Source organism: Rhodomicrobium sp. R_RK_3, from assembly GCF_002198715.1.
Lineage (GTDB): Bacteria > Pseudomonadota > Alphaproteobacteria > Rhizobiales > Rhodomicrobiaceae > R-RK-3.
Map to the genome: position 1 here is coordinate 38,816 of NZ_MWLK01000008.1, position 25,193 is coordinate 64,008.

General features: G+C 66.4%; 22 protein-coding genes. 12 read left to right on the forward strand and 10 right to left on the reverse strand.

Annotation, left to right across the window (positions count from 1 at the left end):
• Positions 1–2: 2 nt before the first annotated feature.
• Positions 3–1,130, reverse strand: a complete 1,128-nt coding sequence (locus BLEFHOIH_RS03945; RefSeq protein ID WP_088343216.1) for an NAD-dependent epimerase/dehydratase family protein — start codon at positions 1,128–1,130, stop codon at positions 3–5.
• Positions 1,127–2,176, reverse strand: coding sequence for a polysaccharide biosynthesis protein (locus BLEFHOIH_RS03950; RefSeq protein ID WP_088343404.1), 1,050 nt, complete (start codon positions 2,174–2,176; stop codon positions 1,127–1,129). Before BLEFHOIH_RS03950 ends, BLEFHOIH_RS03945 begins: the two co-directional genes overlap by 4 nt.
• Positions 2,177–2,883: 707 nt before the next feature.
• Between BLEFHOIH_RS03950 and BLEFHOIH_RS03955 the strand changes: the two genes are divergently transcribed.
• From BLEFHOIH_RS03955 to BLEFHOIH_RS03980, 6 genes are all read left to right on the forward strand, one after another.
• Positions 2,884–3,990, forward strand: coding sequence for a glycosyltransferase family 4 protein (locus BLEFHOIH_RS03955; protein WP_088343217.1), 1,107 nt, complete (start codon positions 2,884–2,886; stop codon positions 3,988–3,990).
• Positions 3,991–4,000: 10 nt separating this feature from the next.
• Positions 4,001–6,211: an amylo-alpha-1,6-glucosidase gene (locus BLEFHOIH_RS03960; protein ID WP_088343218.1), complete on the forward strand. Its 2,211-nt coding sequence runs from the start codon at positions 4,001–4,003 to the stop codon at positions 6,209–6,211.
• A gap of 110 nt (positions 6,212–6,321) precedes the next feature.
• The gene (locus BLEFHOIH_RS03965; RefSeq protein WP_088343219.1) at positions 6,322–6,792 is read left to right on the forward strand and encodes a MaoC family dehydratase; all 471 of its coding nucleotides are present in this window, start codon (positions 6,322–6,324) and stop codon (positions 6,790–6,792) included.
• Positions 6,793–6,985: 193 nt separating this feature from the next.
• Entirely contained in the window at positions 6,986–8,014 is a 1,029-nt protein-coding gene (locus BLEFHOIH_RS03970; RefSeq protein ID WP_088343220.1) for a cyclase family protein, read from the forward strand.
• A 6-nt stretch (positions 8,015–8,020) separates the two neighbouring features.
• Positions 8,021–10,105 (forward strand): acetate--CoA ligase family protein, encoded by a 2,085-nt coding sequence (locus BLEFHOIH_RS03975; RefSeq protein WP_088343221.1) that lies wholly within the window; start codon positions 8,021–8,023, stop codon positions 10,103–10,105.
• 1 nt (position 10,106) lies between these two features.
• On the forward strand, positions 10,107–11,141 hold the full coding sequence (locus BLEFHOIH_RS03980; RefSeq protein ID WP_088343222.1) for a nitronate monooxygenase family protein: 1,035 nt from the start codon (positions 10,107–10,109) through the stop codon (positions 11,139–11,141).
• 177 nt (positions 11,142–11,318) lie between these two features.
• Here the strand turns inward: BLEFHOIH_RS03980 and BLEFHOIH_RS03985 are convergent, their stop codons facing one another.
• The gene (locus BLEFHOIH_RS03985) at positions 11,319–12,176 is read right to left on the reverse strand and encodes a uracil-DNA glycosylase (protein WP_245296862.1); all 858 of its coding nucleotides are present in this window, start codon (positions 12,174–12,176) and stop codon (positions 11,319–11,321) included.
• 124 nt (positions 12,177–12,300) lie between these two features.
• Here BLEFHOIH_RS03985 and BLEFHOIH_RS03990 point away from each other — a divergent pair, with 124 nt between their 5' ends.
• Positions 12,301–13,974, forward strand: a complete 1,674-nt coding sequence (locus BLEFHOIH_RS03990; protein WP_088343406.1) for an electron transfer flavoprotein-ubiquinone oxidoreductase — start codon at positions 12,301–12,303, stop codon at positions 13,972–13,974.
• Between the two features lie 399 nt (positions 13,975–14,373).
• Here BLEFHOIH_RS03990 and BLEFHOIH_RS03995 read toward each other — a convergent pair whose 3' ends face one another.
• Positions 14,374–14,976 carry a carbonic anhydrase gene (locus BLEFHOIH_RS03995; protein ID WP_088343223.1) on the reverse strand — a complete coding sequence of 201 codons (603 nt, stop codon included), beginning with the start codon at positions 14,974–14,976 and terminating at the stop codon, positions 14,374–14,376.
• 178 nt (positions 14,977–15,154) lie between these two features.
• Between BLEFHOIH_RS03995 and BLEFHOIH_RS04000 the strand changes: the two genes are divergently transcribed.
• Positions 15,155–16,216, forward strand: a complete 1,062-nt coding sequence (locus tag BLEFHOIH_RS04000) for a DUF2865 domain-containing protein (protein WP_088343224.1) — start codon at positions 15,155–15,157, stop codon at positions 16,214–16,216.
• A 495-nt stretch (positions 16,217–16,711) separates the two neighbouring features.
• On the opposite strand, the gene BLEFHOIH_RS04005 is transcribed toward BLEFHOIH_RS04000, so the two are convergent.
• From BLEFHOIH_RS04005 to BLEFHOIH_RS04025, 5 genes are read right to left on the reverse strand one after another with little or no spacing between them, the layout of a single operon-like run.
• Positions 16,712–17,362, reverse strand: a complete 651-nt coding sequence (locus tag BLEFHOIH_RS04005; protein ID WP_088343225.1) for a prepilin-type N-terminal cleavage/methylation domain-containing protein — start codon at positions 17,360–17,362, stop codon at positions 16,712–16,714.
• Positions 17,359–17,742, reverse strand: coding sequence for a type II secretion system protein (locus BLEFHOIH_RS04010; protein WP_088343226.1), 384 nt, complete (start codon positions 17,740–17,742; stop codon positions 17,359–17,361). Before BLEFHOIH_RS04010 ends, BLEFHOIH_RS04005 begins: the two co-directional genes overlap by 4 nt.
• 1 nt (position 17,743) lies before the next feature.
• Positions 17,744–18,205 carry a GspH/FimT family pseudopilin gene (locus tag BLEFHOIH_RS04015; protein ID WP_088343227.1) on the reverse strand — a complete coding sequence of 154 codons (462 nt, stop codon included), beginning with the start codon at positions 18,203–18,205 and terminating at the stop codon, positions 17,744–17,746.
• 8 nt (positions 18,206–18,213) lie between these two features.
• On the reverse strand, positions 18,214–19,437 hold the full coding sequence (locus BLEFHOIH_RS04020) for a type II secretion system F family protein (RefSeq protein ID WP_088343228.1): 1,224 nt from the start codon (positions 19,435–19,437) through the stop codon (positions 18,214–18,216).
• Positions 19,437–21,176: a GspE/PulE family protein gene (locus BLEFHOIH_RS04025; protein ID WP_088343229.1), complete on the reverse strand. Its 1,740-nt coding sequence runs from the start codon at positions 21,174–21,176 to the stop codon at positions 19,437–19,439. Before BLEFHOIH_RS04025 ends, BLEFHOIH_RS04020 begins: the two co-directional genes overlap by 1 nt.
• Before the next feature lie 158 nt (positions 21,177–21,334).
• Between BLEFHOIH_RS04025 and BLEFHOIH_RS04030 the strand changes: the two genes are divergently transcribed.
• The 4 genes from BLEFHOIH_RS04030 to BLEFHOIH_RS04045 all read left to right on the forward strand — a co-directional run bounded on the left by BLEFHOIH_RS04030 (position 21,335) and on the right by BLEFHOIH_RS04045 (position 24,253).
• A complete protein-coding gene (locus BLEFHOIH_RS04030; protein ID WP_088343230.1) occupies positions 21,335–22,444 on the forward strand; it encodes a PilN domain-containing protein in 1,110 nt (369 codons plus the stop codon).
• A complete protein-coding gene (gene gspM, locus BLEFHOIH_RS04035) occupies positions 22,441–23,013 on the forward strand; it encodes a type II secretion system protein GspM (RefSeq protein WP_088343231.1) in 573 nt (190 codons plus the stop codon). Before BLEFHOIH_RS04030 ends, gspM begins: the two co-directional genes overlap by 4 nt.
• Positions 23,010–23,534, forward strand: coding sequence for a hypothetical protein (locus tag BLEFHOIH_RS04040; RefSeq protein WP_088343232.1), 525 nt, complete (start codon positions 23,010–23,012; stop codon positions 23,532–23,534). The genes gspM and BLEFHOIH_RS04040 overlap by 4 nt, the downstream gene beginning before the upstream one ends.
• Before the next feature lie 140 nt (positions 23,535–23,674).
• On the forward strand, positions 23,675–24,253 hold the full coding sequence (locus BLEFHOIH_RS04045; RefSeq protein WP_088343233.1) for an NADPH-dependent FMN reductase: 579 nt from the start codon (positions 23,675–23,677) through the stop codon (positions 24,251–24,253).
• A 10-nt stretch (positions 24,254–24,263) separates the two neighbouring features.
• On the opposite strand, the gene BLEFHOIH_RS04050 is transcribed toward BLEFHOIH_RS04045, so the two are convergent.
• A complete protein-coding gene (locus tag BLEFHOIH_RS04050; protein ID WP_088343234.1) occupies positions 24,264–24,950 on the reverse strand; it encodes a TetR/AcrR family transcriptional regulator in 687 nt (228 codons plus the stop codon).
• Positions 24,951–25,193 lie beyond the last annotated feature (243 nt).

Sequence of the window (25,193 nt, forward strand, 5' to 3'; positions counted from 1 at the left end):
GCCTACAGCGCGAACGCGTAAGTGTCGGGCCTGGCGCGATCGAAAACCTCGTTCGCCCAGAGCAGGACGATCATCTCGCATTCGCCGATATTGGTGATGTCATGCGCCCAGCCCGGCGGCGTCTCGACGATTTCGGATGTCTCGCCGCTGGTGTGCAGTTCGCAGGTTTCGCCGGTCTGCATATGACGGAACTTGAATCGCGCCCGGCCCTTGATGACGAGGAATTTTTCCGTCTTGCTGTGGTGGTAATGGCCGCCGCGCGTGGCCCCCGGGAAGGCGGAGAAATAGGAGAATTGACCGCTGTCGCGCGTTTTCAGCATTTCGACGAATGCGCCGCGCGCATCCTTGTGCTGCGGCACGGCATAGGCGAATGATGCCGGCGGAAGATAGCTGACATAGGTCGCATAAAGCGCGCGGGCGAACCCCGAGCCGACCGCCTCCGTCGTCAGCGTGGCGCGGCTCGCCTTGAAACTCCGGATCAGCGCCGCGACGGCCCCGACGGTCGTCTCATATTGCGGGGCGACCGTCTCGTACCCTTCGGCGTTTTCGGAAGGGGTCGCCCCATCCATCAACTGGATGAAACGCCCGATCACGTCGTCGACATGGACGAGGGATAAAGCGGCGTCGGCGTCGCGAATGTCGATCGGCAGATCGCGGGCGATGTTGCTGCAGAAGGTCGCGACGACGGAATTATAATCCGGGCGCCCCCATTTTCCGAAGACGTTGGGCAGGCGGAAGACGTGGACGGGCACGCCGTGGCTTTGCCTGACCGCGAAGGCGGCCTGTTCCGCCGCCCGCTTGCTGCGTCCGTAGGGCGTGTCCCCGCCGGCCTGGATCGACGACGCCAGCAGGATGGGGATCCTGCGCCGCGAGGTCTCCGCGATCGTGCGCGCCGCATGGCACACCGCCCGGGTCAGGTCACGGTTGCCGGAAGCGAATTCCGACGCCGCCTTCGGCCGATTGACGCCGGCCAGATGGAAGACGAAATCCACCTCGCGCATCAGCTCCGGCAATCGCGCCGCATCGTCCCGCCGGTCGAAGCGCAGCAGCTCGACATCGGCCCGCTCGGCCAGAACCAGCAGGAGATTTTTGGCGATGAAACCGCCGCTGCCGGTGACCAGCACTCTCATCGCTCATCCTCGGCGAAGGCGGGCTCGCCCCGGGCGACCGTCTTCATCAGGTTCAATCTCGACAGGAGCGCCTTCATCCCTTCGACATCGAGCCGCGCCGTGTTGGAGGAATTATAATCCTCCTGGTGCAAGGCAAGCGTGATGCGGGGCTTTCCCTGCTCGACGAATTTTGTGTAGTTCAGGTCGCGCCCATCCGGCGGCACGCGAAAATAATCGCCCCTGTCCTCGGCGCAGGCGCACTCCTCCCTCGACAGCAGCGATTCATTCAGCTTCTCGCCATGCCGGCTGCCGAGAATGGTGATCGGGTGGCCACGCCGGTCCATCAGTTCCAGGATGGCCGTCGCCAGGGTCTCGACTGTCGCCGCCGGCGCCTTCTGCACGAAAATGTCGCCATTGGAGCCGTTCTTGAATGCGTACAGGACCAGATCGATGGAGTCCTCCAAGGTCATCATGAACCGGGTCATGGCCGGATCCGTAATGGTGATCGGAATTCCGTCCAGCACCTGCCGCACGAATAAGGGGATGACCGAGCCCCGCGACCCCATCACATTGCCGTAGCGGGTGCCGCAGATGATGGTGCCGCTGTCGTCCAGGCTGCGGCTGGCGGCGACCATCACCTTCTCCATCATCGCCTTGCTGGTGCCCATGGCGTTGATCGGATAGACGGCCTTGTCGGTGCTCAGGCACACGACCCGCTTCACGCCGCTCGCGATGGCGACGTTCAAGACGTTCTCGCCGCCCAGCACATTGGTCCGGACGGCCTGCATCGGGTGGAATTCGCAAGACGGAACCTGTTTCAGCGCCGCCGCGTGGAAGACGAAATCGACGCCGCGCATCACCTGCACCAGGCTTGGCTCGTGGCAGACATCGCCGATATAGAATTTGAGCTTGGCGCTGCCATAGTGCTTGCGCATGTCGTCTTGTTTTTTCTCGTCGCGGCTGAAGATGCGGATTTCCCGGATGCCCGAGTTCAGGAAGCGCCTCAGCACCGCATTGCCGAAAGATCCCGTGCCGCCGGTGATCAGCAATGTCTTGTTGTTGAACATGAGGTCCCCGAAGGCGGACATGGCGATCCTGCAAAGCGGCGTCGGCTGCGGGGAATGGCGCCGGATTTCGCACAGCCTTGAATTGCGATAAGATCGCTAGCTTGCGCCAACCGGGTGGATTTGCCGGTCTCCACAGCGTAGCCGCGCAGGGCGGGCGGCCGCACTCGGCAAACGGCCGACATCGCGACGGCGAGCGGGCGTCCGCGAGGCGAATCCCCGGCGCATTTCAATTGATTCTTAATCGTTCCTGAACGCATGAGTCGCCAATGCGCGGATTATCTGCGACCATGCTGCACTGCACCATGGGGAAGGATGGCGCAATAAGCTCAAATGATACCAAAGAGTTAACCCTGCAACCTCAAGCGTGAAATGCAGACACCGGACTTTCCGTAATGCGGCATGACAAGCATTTCGCCAGTACCCATCTGCGCCATTTCGACGCATTTTGGACAGAATGTGCAGTGCAACCGACAATATAGCTACGTTAGATTTTTTCTCTGCTGTCTATCGACAATATTACGCCTGCCTGACTTCAATTTAAACGATGCAAGTATCCTCAAACTCGACATCGAATTTTGCTTGCTTTTTTACGGCCTTTTTACAGACGATTATGTTAAGTCCCTGAGACTGTGCGCGCCCTCTTTTGGGAACTTTTTTGCTCTATCTAATGTTTGTGTGAGGTTCGTTGCCACGATGGATGACACCAAATGAAAATAGCCCAGATTTCGCCTTTGATCGAAAGCGTCCCGCCCCGTTACTACGGCGGCACGGAGCGGATCGTTTCCTATTTGACGGAAGAGCTGGTGCGGATGGGGCATGACGTGACGTTGTTCGCCAGCGGTGATTCAACCACCGCCGCCGAGCTCGTCAGTTGCGCCGGCATGGCCTTGCGGCTGGACCCGGCCGTCAAGGAGCAGATCCCTTATTACATGCTGATGCTCGATCGCGTCCGCCGCATGGCCGACGAGTTCGACATCCTGCATTTCCATATCGATTATTTTCAGTTCCCGCTGTTCAACCAACTGGCCGGGCGCACCGTCACCACGCTGCACGGACGTCAGGACATTCCTGACCTGAAGATGCTGTACACCGCATTCCCCGACATGCCGCTGGTCTCGATCTCGGACAGCCAGCGCCGTCCGGTCTCCAACGCCAATTTCGCCGGCACGGTGTATCACGGATTGCCGCACGAGCTTTTGAAGCCCAATCTGTCGGAGACGGGCGATTATGTGGCCTTTCTCGGCAGAATCTCGCCAGAGAAGCGCCCTGACCGCGCCATCCGCATCGCTCTGGCAGCGGGCATTCCGCTGAAGATCGCAGCAAAAGTCGACAAGGCCGACCAGGAATATTTCGACGAGCTGATCAAGCCGATGCTCGACCAGCCGGGCGTCGAATTCATCGGCGAGATCAATGAGCGTCAAAAGACCGCGTTTCTTGGCAATGCTCGCGCGCTATTGTTCCCCATCGATTGGCCCGAGCCTTTCGGTCTGGTGATGATCGAGGCGATGGCTTGCGGCACTCCGGTTCTGGCGTTCAGGAACGGTTCAGTTCCGGAGATTATAGATGATGGACTATCTGGTTACATCGTCGATACCGAGGAAGAAGCGGTCAGCGTTCTGCAGCGCACCGTAGTTCTCGACCGCCGCCGTGTGCGCCGCCGGTTCGAGGAACGGTTCTCCGCGTCGCGGATGGCTGCGGATTACGTCACGGTCTACGAACGGATGCTGGAGCAGGCGCAGATGCCCGCCAGCCGGCGCCCGGCGGCAAGAGACAGTGTGCTGTCTTCCCGGAGAGACCAAAAAAGCATGAATTGATTGGAGTGCCATGACAGCCGAGAGCGCGTTAGAGACAACCAAAGGTCCTGATGGGTTCTCGGAAGCCCCCTTCTACATAACGGCGAGGGGGCAATCCTCGCGAGCGCGCCGAACGCTGAAGCATGGCGACGCCTTTCTGGTGCTCGACAGCTACGGCGATATCGGCGCCTCCGCCGGCGGACAGGACGGCCTGTTCCACTGCGACACCCGCTTCCTGTCCTATCTCGAAGTCGTCATCGACGGCTTGCAGCCACTGCTCCTTGGCTCCAATGTCCGCGACGACAATTCGCTGCTGACCGTCGAACTGACCAATCCCGATATTTTCGCTGATGGCGAACTGGTCCTGCGCAAGGACACGGTGCATATCACCCGCAACATCTTCGTCTGGCGGGGCACGCTCTACCAACGGCTGTCGCTGAAAAATTATGGTGATCGCCCGGTGAATTTCCGCGCCACCATCTATTTCGGCAGCGATTTCGCCGATATTTTCGAAGTGCGCGGCATGCGGCGGCAGCAGCGCGGCGTGGTCAACCGGCGCGTCGCCGGTCCGGATAAAGTGGTGATGACCTATCTCGGCCTCGACGGCCAGGCGCGCCGCTCAACCGTGATGTTCGATCCCGCCCCGACCGAGATCGGCACCAACTCCGCCTCACACCAGATCACCCTGCAGCCGGACGAAGAGAAGGCCGTGTTCCTCACTGTCGGCTGCGATCAGGCCATCGACGAGCGCCCGTCGCGCTTCCTCGCCGGTTTCCTCGCCGTGCGCCGCGAATTGCGCGCGCCGGGCCGCGCCGCGGCGACGGTCGAGACCTCGAACGTGCTGTTCAACGAGATCCTCTGCCAGTCGATGGCGGATATGTCGATGCTGCTGACCGACACCCCCGAAGGCCAGTACCCTTACGCCGGCATCCCTTGGTTCTCGACCACCTTCGGCCGTGACGGGCTGATCACCGCGATCATGCTGCTCTGGGCCAATCCGCGCATCGCGCGCGGCGTGTTGCGGCGGCTCGCCCGCTATCAGGCCAAGATCGAGGACCCGGCGTCGGATGCGCAGCCCGGCAAGATCCTGCACGAAATGCGCGGCGGCGAAATGGCCGCGCTCGGTGAGGTGCCCTTCGCCCGCTATTATGGCAGCGTCGATTCCACGCCGCTTTTCCTGGTGCTGCTCGGCCGCTATGTCGCGCGCACCAACGACATGGAAACGCTGCGCGAATTATGGCCCGCCGCCGAGGCCGCGCTGGCCTGGATCGACCAGTATGGCGACATGGACGGCGACGGCTTCGTGGAATATTTCCGCGCCACCGACGACGGGCTCGCCAATCAGGGCTGGAAGGATTCGGACGATTCCATCTTCCACGCCGATGGCCGCCTCGCCCGGGGGCCGCTCGCGCTGTGCGAAGTGCAGGGCTATGTCTACGAGGCCAAACGGCGCGCCGCCCATTGCGCCCGGCTGCTCGGCGAGCACGAACGCGCCAGGCAGTTGGACGAGCAGGCGACGCAACTGGCCGAGCGCTTCGAGGCGGCGTTCTGGTTGCCCGAGCTCGAGACCTATGCGCTGGCGCTCGACGGCGACAAGCAGCCCTGCCGCGTCCGCTCCTCCAATGCCGGGCACCTCTTGTTCTCCGGCATCGTCCGCCCCGACCGCGGGGCCATGGTCGCGCGCGAGCTGCTGCGGCCGCGCTTCTTCTCCGGCTGGGGCATCCGCACCATCGCCAAGGACGAGGCGCGCTACAATCCGATGTCCTATCACAACGGCTCGATCTGGCCGCATGACAACGCGATGATCGCCATGGGCCTTGCCCAATACGGCGCCAAGGACGAGGTCGAGCGCGTCTTCCGGGGCCTCGCCGATGCGGCGACCTATATGGAGCTGCGCCGACTGCCGGAGCTGTTCTGCGGCTTCCAGCGCTCCAAGGGGCGCGGGCCGACGCTGTACCCCGTCGCCTGCGCGCCGCAAGCCTGGGCGAGCGCCACGCCCTTCGCCCTGCTCGAAGCCGCGCTCGGCCTGGAATTCGACCCGCAGGCCCGCGAGATCCGCATGCGCAATCCGCGCCTGCCCGAATTTCTCGACGAGGTCACCATCCGCGACCTGCGCCTGGGCGATGCCAGCGTCGATTTCGTCGTCCGCCGCCACGGCACCGACGTCTCGGTGCAATTGCTGCGCGGCGGCGGCAATGTCCGCGTTTCCGTGGTCTTCGACGGCAAGGCCGAGACGGCTTAGGCGCCGCCCTGCCGATTGCCGCCCGGATGTTGCTGGCGCATGATGAAGCGCCAGCAGAGGAGACCGGCCCTTATGACCACCGCATATCCGCATTGCCCCGGTGCCGCCCGATGAGCCAGCGCGCATCATTGCCCGCCGCCGGCTTCAAGGCCATGGCGGGACAGGAAATCGGCCTGTCCGGCTGGATCGAAGTCACCCAGGAGCGCATCAACGCCTTCGCGGACACCACCGAGGATTGGCAGTTCATCCATGTCGATCCCGAGCGCGCGGCGGCGACGCCCTTCGGCGGCACCATCGCGCATGGTTTCCTGACGCTGTCGCTCTTGTCGGCCATGGCGATGGAGGCGGTGCCGCGCGTCGAAGGCGTCTGGATGGGAGTCAATTACGGCTTCGACAAGATCCGTTTCCTGGCGCCGGTGCCGGCCGGTTCGCGCATCCGGGGGCGGTTCACGGTGATCTCGGCGGAGGAGCTGAAGCCCGGCGAGCTGACCATGAAATACAAGGTCGAGGTCGAGATCGACGGCGGCGGCCGCCTCGCGCTGATGGCCGAGTGGATCAGCCGGCAATATTTCAAAGCCTGACGACGTGGCGGGAGCGGCGGCCCGCTTATTCTGGCATGCAGAAAACGATTCCACTTTTCGGGCCGGATGGTAGGCTTGCAAAAAAAAAGCGAAGGGATGGACGCGAGGGCTGCCGCCGCGCCGGACGATGCCGCCGGGGCCAAGGCCGTGAGCGTGGCTGAGCCTCCATCCCGCACCGAGAAGAGGAGGCCGGATGCGCTGGAAACGGAGGCCCGAGGGCTCGAACTGGGGTGATTTCGGGCCGGATGACGAGGCGGGCCGGCTCAATCTGATTACGCCGGAGAAGCTGCTGCAAGGCATCGCCGAAGTGCGCGACGGGCGCAGCTTCTGCCTGTCGCTGCCGCTCGACTATCCCGGCGGCAATCTGCTCAACGCCGCGCGCCACCCGCCGCAGCGCCTCGCCACCAAGGGCGCGGACGGTGCGCCGCGCTATCTGGTGCCGCTCTCGGCGACCAATGCGGAGCTGAGCGACGTGATTTGCGACGACCGGGTGCTGATCCACACGCAATATTCGACGCAGTGGGACGCGCTCTCGCATGTCGGCTCCGAATTCGACGCCGATGGCGACGGCGTCGCGGAGGCGGTGTTCTATAATGGCTGGCGCGGCGGCGAGCATATCGTCCTCGAAGGCGGCCACGGCGAATGCGGCGCGTTCGAAGGCGCGGAGGCAAAGCGCCTCGGCATCGAGAGGATGGCCGAGCGCTGCGTGCAGGGCCGCGCCGTGCTGATCGACCTGCACGCCATCCACGGCGATGCCATGGTCGATATCGGCTTCGACGCGCTCGACGAGGCGATGCGTGCGCAGGGCGCCGCCGTCGAGGCCGGCGACATGGTCTGCCTGCATACGGGCTTTACCCGCAAGGTGCTGGAAATGAACCGTCAGCCGAATTCGGACGTTTTGCATCGGTCCTGCGCCGCGCTCGACGGACGCGATCCGCGCCTGCAGGAATGGGTGCGGGACAGCGGCCTCGCCATCATCGCGGCCGACAATTACGCGGTGGAGCGCTATCCGAACCGCAGCGGCGAGGGGCGGCGGGCGCTGCTGCCGCTGCACGAGCTGTGCCTGTTCAAGCTCGGCATCCACCTGGGCGAATTGTGGTGGCTGAGCGAACTTGCGGCCTATCTGCGCGGCGCCGGGCGCACGCGCTTCCTGCTCACCGCGCCGCCCTTGCGGCTCCCCGGAGCCGTCGGTTCGCCCACGACGCCGATCGCCACGGTTTGAGGTTTCATGACGACACTCGACGACCTGCTGAACCCGCGCTCCATCGCCATCGTCGGCGCGTCGGACGACCCGACGCGCATTGGCGGCCGGCCTCTCTCCCACATGATCCGCCAGCGCTTCGAGGGCGCGGTGCATCCCGTCAATCCGAGCCGCGAGACGGTGCAGGGATTGCGGGCCTATCCCTCGCTCGCCGAGATCGAGGGCGATGTGGATTTCGTGCTGGTCGCGGTGCCGGCGGCGAGCGTCTGCGGGGTGGTGCGGCAGGCGGCGGCGAAGCGGGCGAAGACCGTCATGGTGCTGTCCTCGGGATTTGCCGAGATGGGCGGCGACGGCATCGCTCTACAGGACGAATTATGCGCCCTGGCGCGGGAGACCGGCGTGCGCGTCGTCGGCCCGAACTGCCTCGGCGCGTTCAACGCGGCGATGCGCTTCTTCCCGACATTCACCTCGACCATCGACCGCGCCAGGCCGGAGCCCGGCGGCATCTCCATCGCCAGCCAGTCCGGAGCCTATGGCAGCCATATCTATATGGTGTCGCATCTGCGCGGCCTCGGCATCGGCTATTGGATGACGACCGGCAACGAGGCGGATCTGCACGTCGCCGAGGTGATAAAACTCTATGCCGAGCGCGAGGACGTGCACACCATCATGGCCTATGCCGAGAGCATCAAGGACGGGCCGATGCTGATCGAGGCGCTGGAAGGCGCGCGCGCCAACCGCATCCCGGTGATCTTCATGAAGGTCGGGCGCTCGGCGGTCGGGGCGGAGGCGGCGAGTTCGCACACGGCCTCGCTGGCGGGCGAGGATGCGATCTACGACGCCGTGCTCCGGCAATATGGGGCCTATCGGGCGCGCAGCACCGAGGAAATGCTCGACATCGCCTATGCCTGCCGCCCGCGCATCTATCCGGCCGGCAAGCGGCTCGGCGTCGTCACGATCTCCGGCGGCGCGGGCGTGCTGATCGCCGATGCCGCCGAGGATTACGGCCTCGACGTGGCGCCGATGCCCGAGGATATGCAGGCCGAGCTGAAGGCGCTGTTGCCCTTCGCCTCGGCGCGCAATCCGGTCGATGTCACCGCGCAATTCTTCAACGACCTGACGCTGATCCCGCGCTTCACCCGCGCCATGCTCGACCGCGGCGGCTATGACGGGCTGATCGGCTTCTGGACCTCGGTCGCCGGGTCGCCCCTGCTGGCCGACAAGCTGCTCGGCCATCTGACCGAGACCATGTCGCATTACGAGAACCGGCTATTCCTGCACTGCCTGCTCGCGCCAGAGGAGGTCCGCAAGCGCTATGAGGACGCCGGCTTCCCCTGCTTCGAGGACGCGACGCGCACCGTCGCCGTCATGGCCGCGCTGATGTTCTTCGGACAGGCTTTCGCATGGCGCGGCGGCGACCTGCTGGCGGTGCCCGATCCGGTCGAATTCCCGGACGGCCCGCTCTCGGAGCGTGGCGCGAAGGAGATCCTGCAAGCCGCCGGGCTGCCGATGGTCGACGACGTGCTCGTCACCACCGCCAGCCATGCCGCCTCCACCGCGACGCTGATGGATGGGCCCGTCGCGATGAAGATCGTCTCGCCCGACATCGCGCATAAGACCGAAATCGGCGGCGTCATGCTCGGCGTCGAAGGCGCGGACGCGGCCGAGGCCGCCTTCCACCACATCATGGCCAATGCGGTGACGGCGATGCCGCTGGCGCAGATCGACGGCGTGCTGATCTCGCCGATGGTCTCCGGCGGCATCGAATGCATTGTGGGCGCGAAAATCGATCCGGTGTTCGGCCCGATGGTGATGTTCGGCCTGGGCGGCATCCTCACCGAAGTGCTGAAGGATGTCGCCTTCCGCCGCGCCCCCTTCGGCCCGGCGGTGGCGCGCGAGATGATCGACGGGCTGAAAGGCGCCGCCGTGCTGAAGGGCGCGCGCGGCACGCCGCCCGCCGATCTTGACGCGCTGGCCGATGCCATCTCAAAACTCTCTCTCTTCGCCGCCGCCAATGCGGACCGGCTGGAAAGCGTCGAGATGAACCCGCTTCGCGCCCTGCCGGACCGCTGCCTCGCGCTCGACGCGCTGATCGTCAAAAAGAGGAACTGACATGGCCCTGCCGCCAATTCTCCGCTCGCTGCGCATTCCGGTGGTCGGCGCACCGCTCTTCATCGTCTCCAACCCGGATCTCGTCATCGCGCAATGCACAGCAGGCGTCGTCGGCAGTTTTCCGGCGCTGAATGCGCGCGAGAAGGAGGGCGAGCCGATCGCGCTGGAGGCTTGGCTGCGCCGCATCACCGAAGCGCTCGACCGGCACAATCAGGCCCATCCCGATCGGCCCGCCGCGCCTTATGCCGTCAATCAGATCGTTCACCGCTCCAACCCGCGGCTGGAGCGCGACCTGGAAATCTGCGTGAAGTGGAAGGTGCCGATCATGATCACCTCGCTCGGCGCGCGGCCGGAGGTGAACGAGGCGGCGCATTCCTACGGCGGCATCACGCTGCACGACATCATTTCGAACACCTTCGCCCACAAGGCCATCGACAAGGGCGCGGACGGGCTGATCGCGGTTTGTGCTGGCGCGGGCGGACATGCCGGGGGGATTTCGCCCTTCGCGCTGGTGCAGGAAATCCGCGAATGGTTCGACGGGCCGCTTTTGCTCTCCGGCGCAATTGCGACGGGCGATGCCGTGCCTGCCGCGCAGGCGATGGGCGCGGACCTCGCCTATATCGGCTCGGCCTTCATCGCGACCGAGGAGGCCAACGCGCCCTCCACCTATAAGGAGATGATCGCCGCGAGCGCCGCCGAGGATATCGTCTACACCAACCTGTTCACCGGCATTCACGGCAACTATCTGAAGCCGTCCATCACCGCCGCCGGCATGGACCCGGACAATCTGCCGAGCAGCGACCCCTCCGCGATGAATTTTGCCAGCGGCACATCGAAGAGCAAGGCGTGGAAGGAGATCTGGGGCTCCGGCCAGGGCATCGGCGCGGTGAAGGCGGTGGTGCCGGCCGCTGAGCTGGTGGACCGGCTGGAGCGCCAATATCTGGCGGCGCGGGCAAGGCTTGGCATGACCGGGTTGGGTGTGGCCAGCTCTGGGCTCGAACCGACGCATGGCCAAGTCTCCTCTGCCAGAGGGTGAAGGTGAGGGATTTTGCCTATCGGTGTTGCGCCTACGCCAATATCTCTCCTCCGTCGCCCCGGCCGAAGAGCCGGGGCCCACTCGCCTCTCCTCTTGCCGCAGCACTCGCGGACAGATGATTGGGTCCCGGCTCACCGCTTCGCGGTGTCCGGGACGACGGAAAGCGCGGGCGGCTCGTCAGTCCGTCCCGTCCAGCACGGACTTCACCATCAGCAGGTCGCGCCAGGCCTGGCGCTTGGCGACGGGCGTGCGCAAGAGATAGGCCGGATGCAGCGTCGCCATGGTGCGGATGGTGCGGCCGCCCGCCTCGTAGCTCATCCATTTGCCGCGCAGCTTGGTGATGCCCTGGTCGGTGGCGAGCAATTGCTTGGCCGCCGCGCCGCCGAGCAGCAGCAGCACCTCGGGCGCGACCAGCTCGATCTGCCGCTGCAGGAAGGGCTGGCAGGCCTGCACCTCCTGCGGCGTCGGCGTGCGGTTGCCGGGCGGACGCCAGTAGACGACGTTGGTGATGTACGCCTCGTCGCGCCCCAGGCCGATGGACGCCAGCATCTTGTCGAGCAACTGCCCGGCCCGGCCGACGAAGGGCGCGCCCTCCAGATCCTCGTCGCGGCCCGGCGCTTCGCCGATCAGCATCAGCCGCGCCTTCGGATTGCCGCGCGCGAAACACAGGCTCTTGGCGGTCTTCTTCAGCGGACAGAGGTCGAACCCGGCGAGCGCCGCCTCGAGCGCGGCCAGATCCGGCGCATCGCGGGCCAGTTCCCGGGCGGCGAGCGTCGAGGCATCGGCGGGCGGCAGGTGAACGGTGCGGGGCGGAGCCGGCGGCGGCGGCGCTGCCGGACGGGCCGCAGGCGGAGCGATTCGCGCGCCCGTCTGCGGCCTGGCCGGGGCAAGCGGAACCTCCGCCAGCCGCTCGGCATTGTGGCTGGACCAATCCTGCGGCGTATCCGCCACGGCCTCGTCGACGCCCATCGCCCGGTACCAGCGCAGCAATTCGACGGCCATGTCGTCCGGATATGGGTCGTTTGCCTGCATCATCTCCTGTCGCGCCGCGCGGTTGGTTCTTGCTAGAGCTTTACCATGCCACGTAGAACAAGGGCAAAGCTTGGCGCTTGACAAGAGCGCGCGCGGCGGAATCGCCGGCGAGAACAAGAGGGGAAACATGAGCGAAGCCGAAAACGGCCTGCCCGAGCGCGAGGGCATGGATTTCGATGTGGTGATCGGCGGCGCGGGCCCTGCCGGCCTTGCCGCGGCCATCCGCCTGCGCCAGCTCGCCGCCGAGCATGACCGCGAGATTTCCGTCGTCGTGCTGGAGAAGGGCTCCGAGGTCGGCGCGCATATCCTCTCCGGCGCTGTGATCGACCCGGTCGGGCTCAACACGCTGCTGCCGAACTGGAAGGAGCTCGGCGCGCCGGTAACGCAGGAAGTCACCGACGACCGCTTCCTCTATCTCGGCGCGGAAGGCGAGCTGCGGCTGCCCAATTTCGCCATGCCGCCGCTGATGAGCAATCACGGCAATTACATCGTCAGCCTCGGCGATCTCGTGCGCTGGCTCGGCGAGCAGGCGACCAATCTCGGCGCGGAAGTCTATCCGGGCTTTCCCGCCGCCGAGGTGCTGCGCAATTCCGACGGCGCAGTGGTGGGCGTCGCGACCGGCGACATGGGCGTCGACCGCCACGGCAAGGTGACGGAGCGTTTTACGCGCGGCATGGAACTGCGCGGCAAATACACGCTGATCGCCGAGGGTGCGCATGGCTCGCTGACCAAGCAACTGGTGCCGATGTTCGGCCTGCGCGAGGGCCGCGACCCGCAGAAATACGGCATCGGGCTGAAGGAGCTTTGGCAGGTGAAGCCGGAGCAGCACAAGCCGGGCCTCGTCCAGCACACGCTAGGCTGGCCGCTCGACGATGCGACCGGCGGCGGCTCGTTCCTCTATCACTACGGCGACAATCTCGTCGCGGTCGGCTTCGTCGTGCATCTGAATTACGCAAACCCCTACCTCGCGCCGTTCGAGGAATTCCAGCGCTTCAAGACGCATCCGGCGATTGCGCCGGTCTTTGCCGGCGGCAAGCGCATCGGCTATGGCGCGCGGGCGATCACCGAGGGCGGCTGGCAATCGATCCCGAAACTGGCCTTTCCGGGCGGGGCGCTGATCGGCTGCTCAGCCGGGTTCATCAACCTGCCGCGCATCAAGGGCTCGCATAATGCGATCCTGTCGGGGATTTTGGCGGCGGAAGCGGCGTTCGCCGCGCTCGGCGAGGGCCGGGCCAATGACGAGCTGGCGAGCTATGAGGCGTCGGTGAAGACCAGCGCCATCGCCAAGGATCTGCGCCGCGTCCGCAATGTGAAGCCGCTGCTCACCCGGCTCGGCACGCGGCTCGGCACCATCGTCGGCGGCGCCGAAATGTGGCTGAACACGCTGTTCCCGTTCCTGCGCTACACGCTGAAACACGGCAAGACCGACGCCGCCGCGACCGGCCACGCCGCCGATTTCAAGCCCATCGCCTATCCCCGCCCGGACGGCGTGCTGACCTTCGACCGGCTGTCTTCGGTGTTTCTCTCGGGCACCAATCACGAAGAAGATCAGCCCGTGCATCTGGTGCTGAAGGATCCGTCGATCCCGATCCGGGTCAACCTGCCGGAATATGCCGAGCCGGCGCAGCGCTATTGCCCGGCGGCGGTCTATGAGATCGTCGAGGAGGCGGGGCAGAAGCGCTTCCAGATCAACGCGCAGAACTGCGTCCACTGCAAGACCTGCGACATCAAGGACCCCTCGCAGAACATCAACTGGGTGCCGCCGGAAGGCGCGGGCGGGCCGAATTACGCGGGGATGTAGGGCACAGCCGCGAGCGCCGGCGCCAGGGTCCCCCCTCCCCCGGCCGCTTCGCGTCCGCCCTCTCGTGCGAGGAGAGAGGGCTAAAAACGAGAGGCGCCGCGAGCTTGCCCTCTCCCCTTGCGGGAGAGGGCTCCCGCCGGAGGCGGGTGGGTGAGGGGTAGCGCCCTTTCCGCCGCTGAAGCGGGATCCCTTTTACATGGACACGGATAGGGGCAACCCCTCCACGATCCACAGCCGGACTCCCTCTCCCTTGGGAGAGGGCGGGGGTGAGGGGTTCGTGAGCGAGCCGTGAGTCCGACACCCCTCACCCGGCACGCTTCGCGCGCCACCCTCTCCCCTCGGAGAGGGTTGGGCTGCGGCAAGTTGCAGCGCGTTGCTCCAAGCAAAATGATCCCGCCGCTACCGCAGCCCGACCTCGCCGCATTTCAGATCCCGCAGCAGACCATTATCCAGCCCGTAGACCCAGCCGTGCAGCGTAATATCCTGGCCCCGCTCTCGGGCCAGCCGCATCACCGGCGAAAAGGCCAGGTTGGCGACCTGCGAGCGCACATTCTCCTCGCAGAGGAAATTAATTCGCGCCTCGTCGTCCGGGAGCGTCGCCAGATGCCCGTCGCGGGCGCGCGCGAGCTGCTTCACCGGCTCCAGCCAATGGTCGATCAGCCCCTCGCTGTCGCCGCGCAGGGCCGCGCGCACGCCGCCGCAGCCGTAATGGCCGCAGACGATGACATGCTTGACCCGCAGCATCTCGACGGCGAATTGCAGCACCGACATGCAGTTGATATCGGCCGAATAAACCAGGTTCGCCACATTGCGGTGGACGAACACCTCGCCCGGCTCCAGACCGGTGATGACATTGGCGGGCACACGGCTGTCGGAACAGCCGATCCAAAGGATCTCCGGCGCCTGCAGACCCGTCAGGCGCGAAAAATAATCGGGGTCCTGTTCGACCCTCTGCCGCGCCCATTCGGCATTACGCGCCAGGATTTCATTCAGATCGCTCATCTTTTTTTCCTATCGCTTGCCGCAAACCGACCTGATTTCTTAGGCATTTTTGCGCCCCCTGGGAAGCGCCGACGCGCCAGGGCGGCAAAGCCGCGCGCGCCGAATGCGGCGTTGACCTGATTTGACCACCCGTCCATAGTACCGCCAAAGCAATGCAACGGCATTGGGGGAGGGACCGATGCGGAGTTTCGATATGCGGTTGCTGTGCGTTTCCAACAAGATTTCCGCGCGCGGTGCGATTGCCGGCGTGCTTTGGGCCGCCACCTTCGCCGCGGCGCCTGCCGTGGCGCAGCAATACCCACAGCCGCAACAATATCAGCAATATCAGCCGGGCCAGCAGCAGCCGCAACAGCGCGGCGACCAGCGCTCGCTGCGTTGCCAGGATCTGGAGCGGCAATTGGTCAGCGACTGGCAGCGCACCTCCAGCCCGCAGGAAGCGGTGTCCCGAATCGATCAGGAGCTGGACATCCTGCAGCGCAAGCGCCAGGGCGCCGAGACCGAGGCCGACCGGCGCGAATGCTATGAGGACATGTTCATTTTCGGCCGATCGCTGAAGCGCACCCAGGCCTGTATCGCGCTCGACGCCGACATCGAAGGCTTCCGCCGCAGCATCTCCTCCCTGCGCGAGCAGCGCGACGCGCTGACCAATTCGGCCAACCGGCGCATCCGGCGCGAGGATTTGGTCGCCGAACTCGCCCGCAATGGCTGCGGCGACAATTACACCCGCGAAAACGAATCGCGCCGCCGCTCCAACTCGATCTTCTCCTTCTGGCAGGACGACGACACCTCCTTCGACCGCGGCTACGCCAACACCCAGCCGAACCAGACGAACCTGCCTTTCGCCTCCTACCGCACCATGTGCGTCCGGAGCTGCGACGGCTTCTATTTCCCGATCAGCTTCTCCACCCTCGGCAGCCGCTTCGCCGAGGACGAGCAGAAATGCAAGGACCAGTGCGCCGCCCCGGCCCAGCTCTATGTCTATAAGAACCCGGGCGAAGAGGTCGAGCAGATGGTCTCGCTGAGCGGCGAGCCCTATAACAACATGAAAAACGCTTGGCGGAACCGGAAGCAATATGTTCGCGGCTGCTCCTGCAAGCCGGAGGAATATTCGCAGCACGAGATCGAGCAATCCGAAAAGGAGCTCGGCAAGCAGGCCGCCGCCGCGCCGCGCTCGGCACAGCCCATCCCGCAGACGCAGCCCGGCGCCGATTCCGCCGGGTCGCCGAAGAGTGCGCAATAGCGGCTCCTGCTCGCCTCGCGAACGACGCGGGAGCGGGACTTCGGCCCCCGCGCACGGCAGCGACTCTTACCGCTCGAACCGCCGCAGCCTTGCCCTATCCCAGGGGGAAGGGCGGCGTGCCAGCCAGCCGTTCAAAATCCGCAGCGGAACTCCCTCTCCCATGGGGAGAGGGTTGGGGTGAGGGGGTAATCCCTATCCGTGAGGCGAGGGCGTAGACACACGGATCAGCATTACCCCCTCACCCGGCGCGCTTCGCGCGCAGCCCTCTCCCCATGGGAGAGGGCGGGCTGCGGCTAGGAGCCAAGCTGATCGCGCCGTGGAGCAGGATGGGTTTGGATCCGCTTGCCACCCCCAAGACGAAATCCCCGCGTAGGTGGGGATCCAGTATTCACAAACTTAATTCGGCTTTCTGCCCAACCATCTACGCTGCGGCGTACTGAATCCGCGCCTTCGCGGGGATTTCGAGAAACCGCGTCCGTCTCATCTCAATCGGCCCTAAGGGCCGTCCTTGAGCCGCAGCGGGACGATGCTTCGCTCGATCTTCTGGCTCGGGCCGCCGAGGGTGAAGGAGAGTTCCACCAGATCGGGGAGGGCGTCGCGGCGGGGCCATTCGGCGTGCCAGGCGCCGGGCTTGTTTGGCTCGGGCGGGCCGAAATAGCGCAGCGCGAAGCCGGCGACGCCTTCGTGGGAGCGGTGCTCCAGCGCCGGCGATCCGGCGGGCGGCGCGTCGGTCATGCCGGCGGCGTCGCCGATGCGGTAGAGCGATTGCCGCAGCACCAGAGGCGCCTTCCCCGACCCGGCATCGCCCAATGTCAGCTCGAACCTGTAGACGCCGCCTCCTCCCGGTCCCGCGGCGGCGGGCGCCACGAATGACAGCCGCCCCGGCTCGCCGCTGAACTCGATGCGCAGGCCGCGCGCGCGGTCGCGCAGGTGGATCGGCAGCGCCTCGGTCAGGCGCTGCTCGACATAGCGCCGAAAGCTGTCCAGCCCCTGGCGGCGCTCGAAGGCGTCGTCGGTCTCCCAGACGCGGCGGCCGATGCGCAGGGTCGCCGGGATCAGCGACAGGATCAGCGACAGGATAACCAGCGAGATCAGCAGCTCGACCAGCGTAAAGCCAGCCTGCCCGTCGCCGCCCCGCCGCCTCATTGCGTGCGCCCCAGCTTCAGCGTCGTGAGCTGAATGCTGCGCGGACGCGCGGCGCGGGGCTCGCTCCAGAACACCGTGACCGTCGCCCAAAAGGCGCTCCGCTCAGCGCCGTCGCCGGACGCATAGGGCCGCATCGCGATCTCCCAGGCGATGTCGCCGTCGCGGCCCGCCTGCGTGCCCGCCTGCATGGGCGTCTCGATGCCGACCGCCGCCAGCCGGGCCTGCGCCACCATCAGCGCCGCCTCCGCCCGGTCGGCGAGTTTCGACACCCGCATGCCGCTCGACAGGCCGCGATAGAGCATCACCGCCACCGCGCTCATGATGACGAAGGCGACGATCGTCTCGACCAGGGTGAAGCCGTCTTCCTTGTGCAACGCCATCTCAGCGGCCCCGCGTCACGCTGGCATGGCCGGTCATCCAGTCGAGATCGACGCTGACCACCTGCCGCCCGGCCTTGAGCACGACATTGCCGCCGGTCGCCGAGCCGTCGACGAAGAAGCGCAGCCGCCCCTGCCGCGCCGAAAGCCGTTCCCGCTGCAAGGTGACGAGATCGACCGCGATGCCTTGCGCGATCGGCGAGGCGCCCGTGACGCCGTCGACCCAAAAGCTTCGCCGGGCCAGATCGATGGTCAAGGTGCGCTCGGCATTGTCGCGGATGGCGGACGCGCGGGCGAGGCGCATCTCATTGGCCAGCTTGCGCGCGGTGGCGGTCAAGGTTGCGTCGTCCACGGGGCGATTGACCAGCGGCATGGCGACGGTCCCCGCCAGTGCCAGAATGCCAAGCACGATCAGCATTTCCAGCAAGGTGAAGCCGTCATCGGCGCGATGCGCTTTCTGGTGCATGGCCGGCCTCAATTGATGGCGAGTTCGTTGATGGAGAGCAGCGCCCCCATCACCGAGACGATCAGCCCGCCGACCAGGAAGCCGATGGCCAGCGTCAGGATCGGCGTGATCAGCGCCGTGACGCGGTCGAGCTGGCGCTGCAACGAGGCCTCGAAGATGTCGGCGACGCGCAGCAGCATGGTCTCCAATTGCCCGGTCTTCTCGCCGACCGCGATCAGCCGCAAGGCGACCTCGGGAAAATAGCCGCTGGCGGTCAGCGGGCGGGTGAGCGGCGCGCCCTGGCGCAGTTCCTCGGTCACGGTTTCGATGACGGATCGGTAGGTGAGATTGGCGAGCACGCCGCCGGCGATGCGGGTCGCCTCCAGCAGCGGCACGCCGCTTTTCATGAGCGTCGCCAGGGTGCGCGAGAACCGCGCCACTTCGCGCTGCATGACAAGGCCGCGGATCAGCGGCAGGCTGAGCGTGAGGCGCGAGAATACGAGGCTGAGCAGGCCGGTCGCCATCAGCGTGACGATGGCCGCGATGACGCTGGCGGCGACGCCGAAAGTCAGCAGCCAATTGCCGGTGATGGTCTCGCGAATGGCTTCCAGCACGCGCACGATGAAGGGCAGGGGCGCTCCGGAATCGCGCAGCAGCGGCACGATGGCGGGCAGCATGATGGCCATGATCGCGACAATGGCGAGCCCGGCGACGGTCAGCAGGATCGCCGGATAGAGCAGGGCCGCCAGCACCTTGGACCGCATCTCCGCCGAGCGCTCCAGGAAGCCGGCGACGTCTTCGAGCACCTCGCCGAGCGTGCCGGACGCCTCGCCGCCGCGCACCAGCCGCCAGTAGAATTCCGGGAAGGCGTCGGGCTCGGCGGCCATGGCCTGCGACAGCGACCGGCCTTCGAGCACGCGCGCCAGGATGGCGTTGGTGGTGCGGCGCATGGCGCCGGAGAGCGAGGGCTGCAAGGCGACGATGCGCAGGGTTTCGTCGAGCGGCAGGTCGGCCTTGACCAGCGTCGCTAGCTCGCGGGTGAACAGGGCTAGGCCGCTCAGCGAGACGCTGCGGAACAGCACGATCTCGCGTTCCCACCATGGCGTTTTCGGCGCGATCAGGCCGTCGCGCACTTCGAGCGGGAACTCGCCGCGCCGGTGCAGGGCCTCCAGCGCCGTCTCGCGGCTGTCGGAGACGATCTCGCCTTCGACGAGCCGGCCGCTGGCGTCGTATGCGCGGTAGCCGTAGCGCATCACGAGGCCATCCGGGTGACGCGCAGGACTTCGTCCAGCGTGGTCTCGCCCGCCAGCACCTTGGCGACGCCGTCCGAGAACATGCCGGGCATGCCGTCGGCGCTGGCGGCCTCCTGGATGGCGCGCTCGGAGCCGTCGGCCAGCAGCCGGTCCTGGACGCCGGTGCTCATCAGCAGCAGCTCGGCGACGGTGGTGCGGCCGCGAAAGCCGGTCTGGCGGCAGGCCGGGCAGCCGACGGGATGGCGTGGTGTCGAAGCTGTTTTCGCCAGCCCCGCGCGCCCGATGCTGTCGATCAGCACCGGCGACGGCTCGGCGGGCGCGGCGCATTGATCGCAGAGGCGGCGGACGAGGCGCTGCGCCAGCACCGCTTTCAGCGTCGAGGCGAGCAGATAGCTTTCGACGCCCATGTCGAGCAGGCGGGTGATGGTCGCCGCCGCGCTGTTGGTGTGCACTGTCGACAAGACCAGATGGCCCGTCAGCGACGCCTGCACCGCGACGCGCGCCGTCTCCAGGTCGCGGATTTCGCCGACCATGATGGTGTCGGGGTCCTGGCGCAGCACCGAGCGCAGGATCGAAGCGAAGGTCAGCGCGATTTTCGGCTGCACCTGGATCTGGTTGACGCCGTCGAGCTGATATTCGATCGGGTCCTCCACGGTAAAAGTCTTGCGCTCGCTGCTGTTGAGCAGGCTGAGCGCGGTATAGAGCGTCGTGGTCTTGCCGCTGCCGGTCGGGCCGGTGACGAGGATGATGCCGTTCGGCTCGGCCAGCACCTCGACCAGCGCGTCGCGGATCGGTGCGGCGAAACCCAGCGCGGCGAAATCGAGATTGACGCTCGCGCGGTCGAGCAGGCGCATGACGACGCTTTCGCCGTTCATGGTCGGCATGGTCGAGACGCGCAGGTCGATCTCGCGGCCGCGCACCGTCGCCTTGATGCGGCCGTCCTGCGGCACCCGGCGCTCGGCGATGTTGAGCTGCGCCATGATTTTGATGCGCGACGTGACGGCGGCTTTGGCCGAGACGGGATAGGTCTCGACCGTGTGCAGCACGCCGTCGAGGCGCAGCCGGGCGCGCAGGCCATCATCGCGCGGTTCGAGATGGATGTCGGAGGCCTGCATTTCGGCGGCGCGGGCGATCAGGTCATGCACCAGCCGGATGATCGGCGCTTCGCTGGCGAGGTCTTCGAGGCGCCGGACGTCCTCCTCGCCGCCCTCGTCGCCGGTCTCGGCGCGGTAATCGGCCTTGGCTTGCGGCGCGCCCGCTCCCCCATAGAGCCGCGCGATGCCGAGCGCGACTTCGGCCTGCGACATCACCGCCGCATCGATCCCCCGGCCGAGCAGGAAGGCCAGCGCGGACACCGCCTCGGCGTTGAACGGATCGGCCATGGCCAGGGTAACGCGCTCGCCGTCATCATCGATCGGGATCATCTTCGCGGCGGCGAGGAAACCGGCTTCCAGCTCCCCCGGAAACAGCGCGACGAGCGGCAGATCGGCGGCGCTCTTGAGCGGCAGGCCGAGATAGTCGGCGAGGATGCGGGCCATGTCCGCTTCGGGGATGAGGCCCAGCCGCGTCAGCACCAGATCGAAGCGCTCGCCCGATTGCTCCTGCGCTCGGACCGCCCGCCTGACCGCCAGTTCGGCCAGCACGTCGCGCTCGACGAGATAGGCGCCGAACCGCTCGACGAAGCCCGCATTGCGCGGATCGGCGGTATTTTTCGGGGCAGCAACCTCGGACTGACTCATAGGACGCGTACAGCAAGTGCGAAGGAAATCATTATGGCAATTCTATCGGATATTGTAGTTTGACGATAGCTGGACCAACGGCGTCTCGCCTCCGCAGTTTTGACGTAAGGGACATCGGACCTAAGTCTGAGTACTCACGGAACATGTGAAATCGTTGCATGGTGCAAAGCCAGTTTTCGACCGGGATTCATGATTTTTTCCGCTGGTGGGGCGGCGAGCTGCGCGATTTGCTGCCGCGCCAAACGCTGCTCGCGCGCCAGGATCATGCGCGCCGGCTGGTGGTTTCGGCCGATGGGGCAAGGCTCAAGCTCATGCTGGAGCGGGGCGGCCAGTCGGAGATTTTGGCCGAGGCGGCGGAACCCGGCGAGGCCGGGCTGATCGAGCTCGCCGGTGTCGCCCGGAGGCGTCGCGGCACGCCACTCGGATTGCGGCTCGGCAGCCAAAACTGTTTCGCCCGCAACGTCGAACTGCCCGCGCAGGCCGAGGCCGATTTCGGCCGGATGCTCGATCTGGACATGGAGCGCACGACGCCATTCCGCACCGCCGACGTGCTGACGGCGCACTACGTCCTCCCCGGCAATGCGCCGCGCGGCAAGCGGCTGGTCCGGCATCTCGTGGTGAAGCGCAAGACGCTCGATCCGCTGGTCGATGGGCTGCGCACGCTCGGCATCGAGCCGGCCTTCGCCGATTGCTGGAGCGAGGACCGTCGCGGCGGACTGCCGGTGGATTTCCTCGCCGCGCGGCAGGACGGATCGCGGCGCGGCGCCCGTCTCGCGCCGGTGCTGGCGGGGCTCGCCGTCGCGCTGGCGGTCTCGGCGGTGGTGATGCTGTTCACGCGGCATCAGAGCGCGCTGGCGGCGCTGAATGCGCGCGCCTCCGCCGCCCGCAGCGAAGCGGCGAGCGTCCGGATTGCCGTCGAAGCCTCCCAAACCGCCTCGGCGCAGATCGGGGCGATGCAGAACCTGCTGCGCCAGCGCGTGCCGCTCGCCCGCATCATCGAGGAACTGACCGCGATCCTGCCGGACAGCGCCTGGGTCTCCGACCTGCGCATCGACGGCGGCACGGTCGAATTCACCGGCTTCGCCAAATCCGCCGCCGCGCTGGTGCCGCTTCTGGAAGCCTCGCCGCTTTTCGCCGAGGCGGCCCTGACCTCGCCCGTCATGTTCGACACGATCGAGGATAAGGAGCGCTTCAGCGTCCGGATGAAGCTCAGCCAGGGCGACAATGCCGCGACCGCGCCCCTCGCCAGGGACGGAGACGCGCTATGAGCGAAGCGCTGAAGCGGATTCTGCATCGGCTGGCCGCTCTGGGATTGCTGCTGGCGGTGATCGGGCTGGCGGTCTCGCTGTTCGTGATGCCGCTGGTGCATCGGTTCGACGCCTTGCGCTCGGAGATCGCCACGGAGCGCGAACAGCTCGCCCGTTTCGAAGCCTTCGCCGCGAACAAGGATGCCGCCAAAGCGCTGACCGAGCGCTCCGCCGCCGCCATCCGCAGCGGCCTGTTCCTGCCCGGCGAGACCGACGCGCTGCGCACGGCGAGCCTGCAAGCCGTCATCACGGAAGTGGCGGAAAAGCAGGGCGTGCGGCTAACCTCGGCCCACGCGCTGCCGGTGCATGAGCGGGACGGCCTGCGCTTCATCGGCGTGCAGGCCGAACTCGACGCCGACATCCGCCAGCTTCAGGCGCTGATCCTGGCCTTCGAATCGCGGCGGCCATATCTGTTCATCCAGTCCCTGCAAGTTGCGCCGGTCGCCGGACGCCGCCAGGGCAGCGATGATCTGAAAGTGCGCTTCGGCATTGTCGGCGCGGTGCAGGCGGAAGGGGAGGCGAAGCTATGAGCGGTGTCCCGGGGCAGGAGCGCGGCGGGGCTCCGGTGCTGCTGGCGCTCGGCCTGTGCGCGGGGCTGGCGCTGCTGAACTGGCATGTGCTGACGCAGGAGATCGACGTGTCGCCCGTGGTGCTGGCGGATAGCGAGGAGGCGCCGTTTCCGGCCATCGACAGCCCGGCGCCTGAGGCGGTCGCGGCGCGGCCGGGGCAATATCCGCAGACGCTGGCGCGTCCGCTGTTCCGCGCGAGCCGCCGCCCGCCCGACGCAACCGCCCAGGCCGCGCCGGCCGCGTCGGCCCAGCGCCGCGTGGCAAGGCTGCCTGACGGCATCGCCCTGGTCGGCATCATGAAGGAGAGCGGCCGCACCGAGCGCGCCCTGATCCGCTCCGGCGACTCGCCGACCGGCGAATGGGTCGAGATCGGCCAAACGCTGAACGGCTGGCGCCTCAGCCGCATCGAGCCCGGCAGCGTCCAATTCGAGGCCGACGGCCAGAAGCAGAGCCTGTCGCTGTTCCCGGCGAGGCAGGACTAGGCGGAGTCGCATCAATTGGACTCCCCTCGCCTCTGTTAAGAGGCGCTTGCCGCGCTTACCTTTTTTGAACGCCCATGCTGATATGGATCTGGCGGCCGCCTCCGTGGCGGCGGCGGTCATCTGCGAAAATGGAGTGGATTTTGGGTCTTCTCGTCCCCGTCCTGCTTGGAACGGTGCGCGCCAACCGCCAGGGCATCAAGGCGGCGCGCTTCATCATCGGCCACCTGCAGCGGCGCGGCCACCAGCCGGTGCTGGTCGATCCGATGGAGCGGCCGCTGCCGCTGCTCGACCGCATGTTCAAGGAATTCCCCCCCGGCACCGCGCCGCAGGTGATGCAGGACCTCGCCGATCTCTACCGGCGCGCCGATGGCTTCGTCATCGTCTCGGGCGAGTACAACCAGTCGATCCCACCCGCGCTGAAGAACCTGCTCGACCATTTCCTCGAAGAATATTTCTGGCGCCCCTCGACCATCGTCTCCTATTCGGCGGGACGGTTCGCGGGCGTGCGGGCGGCGATCGCCCTCAGGCCGGTGCTCGCGGAGCTGGGCATGCCGAGCCTGCCCACGGTCCTCACCATCCCCGAAATCGGCAAGACGCTGGCGGAGGACGGCACGCCGACCCAGCCCTGGCTCGACAAGGCGGCATCGCGCCAGCTCGACGAGTTCGAGTGGTACGCGACGGCGCTGGCGGCCAAGCGCGCGGGCGGCACACCCTATTGAGCCGGAAGGCTCAGATCATCTCGTCGGAGGGGTCGAGAAACGCGGCGAGGTCGAGCTGCGGGATCGGCCGGGTGATGATGGTCCTGATCCGGTCCTCGGAAATGCCGAGCGCTTGCAGGCCGGTCTCGATCAGCCGGGCCTCGTAATCCTCGGTCATTTCGGAGGAGACCAGATTGATCGTGCCGATCAGCAGCAGGCCGCCGATGACATGGCGGGCCATGTCGAGATCGTCGCAGCGGACATGGCCGGCGGCGACGCATTGCTCGATCCGCTTCTTCAGGTGCGAGGCGACGCCCCGGTGGAAGGACTGGCCACCCGACAGCACCGAGCGGATGACGAACCAGCCCCACATGCGGTCGTTCTTGGCCTCGTTCAGCGAGACGCGCATGCCCATGCCGAAGGCATCGACGGCATCGGGCCAGATCGCGGAGGCGCGCTGGTGGAATTCCATGATGCGCTGGAAGGCGGCATCGATCACCGCGTCGACGATGGCTTCCTTGGAGGGGAAGTGATTGTAGAACGTGCCATAGCCGACATCGGCGAATTGGGTGATTTCCTGGATGACGAGGCCCTCGAGGCCGCGTTCGGCGATGATCTCATAGGCGGCGCGCATCAGCCGGCGCCGCGTGCCCTCCCGGCGGCGTTCCGACCGGCTCTTGGGGGCGGCGTCCGTCAGATTTCCATGGCCAGCAACCATCCTGCGACTGCCCTTCCCAATTGCCGTACGTCCGCATCAGGGGAAAAGCATGACGGCTCGGCCCCCCGGGGGCAAGGCCCCCAGAAGGTTAAGTAATGTCCGAATCGGCGAAGGTCCACTGACAAAAGCGTGGCTTAATCGCACATCAACTGTGCCGGCGGCTACTGGCTTGCGGCGGCCGGAGGGCGCAATCTAGGGCGGGCGCGGCGCCTCAACGCCAAAAAGGCCGCCCCTCTCGGGGGC

Excerpts from the sequence above, each read along its gene's own strand:
- BLEFHOIH_RS03945 (WP_088343216.1), bottom strand. The coding sequence starts at position 1,130 with ATGAGAGTGCTGGTCACCGGCAGCGGCGGTTTCATCGCCAAAAATCTC.
- BLEFHOIH_RS03950 (WP_088343404.1), bottom strand. The coding sequence starts at position 2,176 with ATGTTCAACAACAAGACATTGCTGATCACCGGCGGCACGGGATCTTTC.
- BLEFHOIH_RS03955 (WP_088343217.1), top strand. The coding sequence starts at position 2,884 with ATGAAAATAGCCCAGATTTCGCCTTTGATCGAAAGCGTCCCGCCCCGT.
- BLEFHOIH_RS03960 (WP_088343218.1), top strand. The coding sequence starts at position 4,001 with ATGACAGCCGAGAGCGCGTTAGAGACAACCAAAGGTCCTGATGGGTTC.
- BLEFHOIH_RS03965 (WP_088343219.1), top strand. The coding sequence starts at position 6,322 with ATGAGCCAGCGCGCATCATTGCCCGCCGCCGGCTTCAAGGCCATGGCG.
- BLEFHOIH_RS03970 (WP_088343220.1), top strand. The coding sequence starts at position 6,986 with ATGCGCTGGAAACGGAGGCCCGAGGGCTCGAACTGGGGTGATTTCGGG.
- BLEFHOIH_RS03975 (WP_088343221.1), top strand. The coding sequence starts at position 8,021 with ATGACGACACTCGACGACCTGCTGAACCCGCGCTCCATCGCCATCGTC.
- BLEFHOIH_RS03980 (WP_088343222.1), top strand. The coding sequence starts at position 10,107 with ATGGCCCTGCCGCCAATTCTCCGCTCGCTGCGCATTCCGGTGGTCGGC.
- BLEFHOIH_RS03985 (WP_245296862.1), bottom strand. The coding sequence starts at position 12,176 with ATGATGCAGGCAAACGACCCATATCCGGACGACATGGCCGTCGAATTG.
- BLEFHOIH_RS03990 (WP_088343406.1), top strand. The coding sequence starts at position 12,301 with ATGAGCGAAGCCGAAAACGGCCTGCCCGAGCGCGAGGGCATGGATTTC.
- BLEFHOIH_RS03995 (WP_088343223.1), bottom strand. The coding sequence starts at position 14,976 with ATGAGCGATCTGAATGAAATCCTGGCGCGTAATGCCGAATGGGCGCGG.
- BLEFHOIH_RS04000 (WP_088343224.1), top strand. The coding sequence starts at position 15,155 with ATGCGGAGTTTCGATATGCGGTTGCTGTGCGTTTCCAACAAGATTTCC.
- BLEFHOIH_RS04005 (WP_088343225.1), bottom strand. The coding sequence starts at position 17,362 with ATGAGGCGGCGGGGCGGCGACGGGCAGGCTGGCTTTACGCTGGTCGAG.
- BLEFHOIH_RS04010 (WP_088343226.1), bottom strand. The coding sequence starts at position 17,742 with ATGGCGTTGCACAAGGAAGACGGCTTCACCCTGGTCGAGACGATCGTC.
- BLEFHOIH_RS04015 (WP_088343227.1), bottom strand. The coding sequence starts at position 18,205 with ATGCACCAGAAAGCGCATCGCGCCGATGACGGCTTCACCTTGCTGGAA.
- BLEFHOIH_RS04020 (WP_088343228.1), bottom strand. The coding sequence starts at position 19,437 with ATGCGCTACGGCTACCGCGCATACGACGCCAGCGGCCGGCTCGTCGAA.
- BLEFHOIH_RS04025 (WP_088343229.1), bottom strand. The coding sequence starts at position 21,176 with ATGAGTCAGTCCGAGGTTGCTGCCCCGAAAAATACCGCCGATCCGCGC.
- BLEFHOIH_RS04030 (WP_088343230.1), top strand. The coding sequence starts at position 21,335 with ATGGTGCAAAGCCAGTTTTCGACCGGGATTCATGATTTTTTCCGCTGG.
- gspM (WP_088343231.1), top strand. The coding sequence starts at position 22,441 with ATGAGCGAAGCGCTGAAGCGGATTCTGCATCGGCTGGCCGCTCTGGGA.
- BLEFHOIH_RS04040 (WP_088343232.1), top strand. The coding sequence starts at position 23,010 with ATGAGCGGTGTCCCGGGGCAGGAGCGCGGCGGGGCTCCGGTGCTGCTG.
- BLEFHOIH_RS04050 (WP_088343234.1), bottom strand. The coding sequence starts at position 24,950 with ATGGTTGCTGGCCATGGAAATCTGACGGACGCCGCCCCCAAGAGCCGG.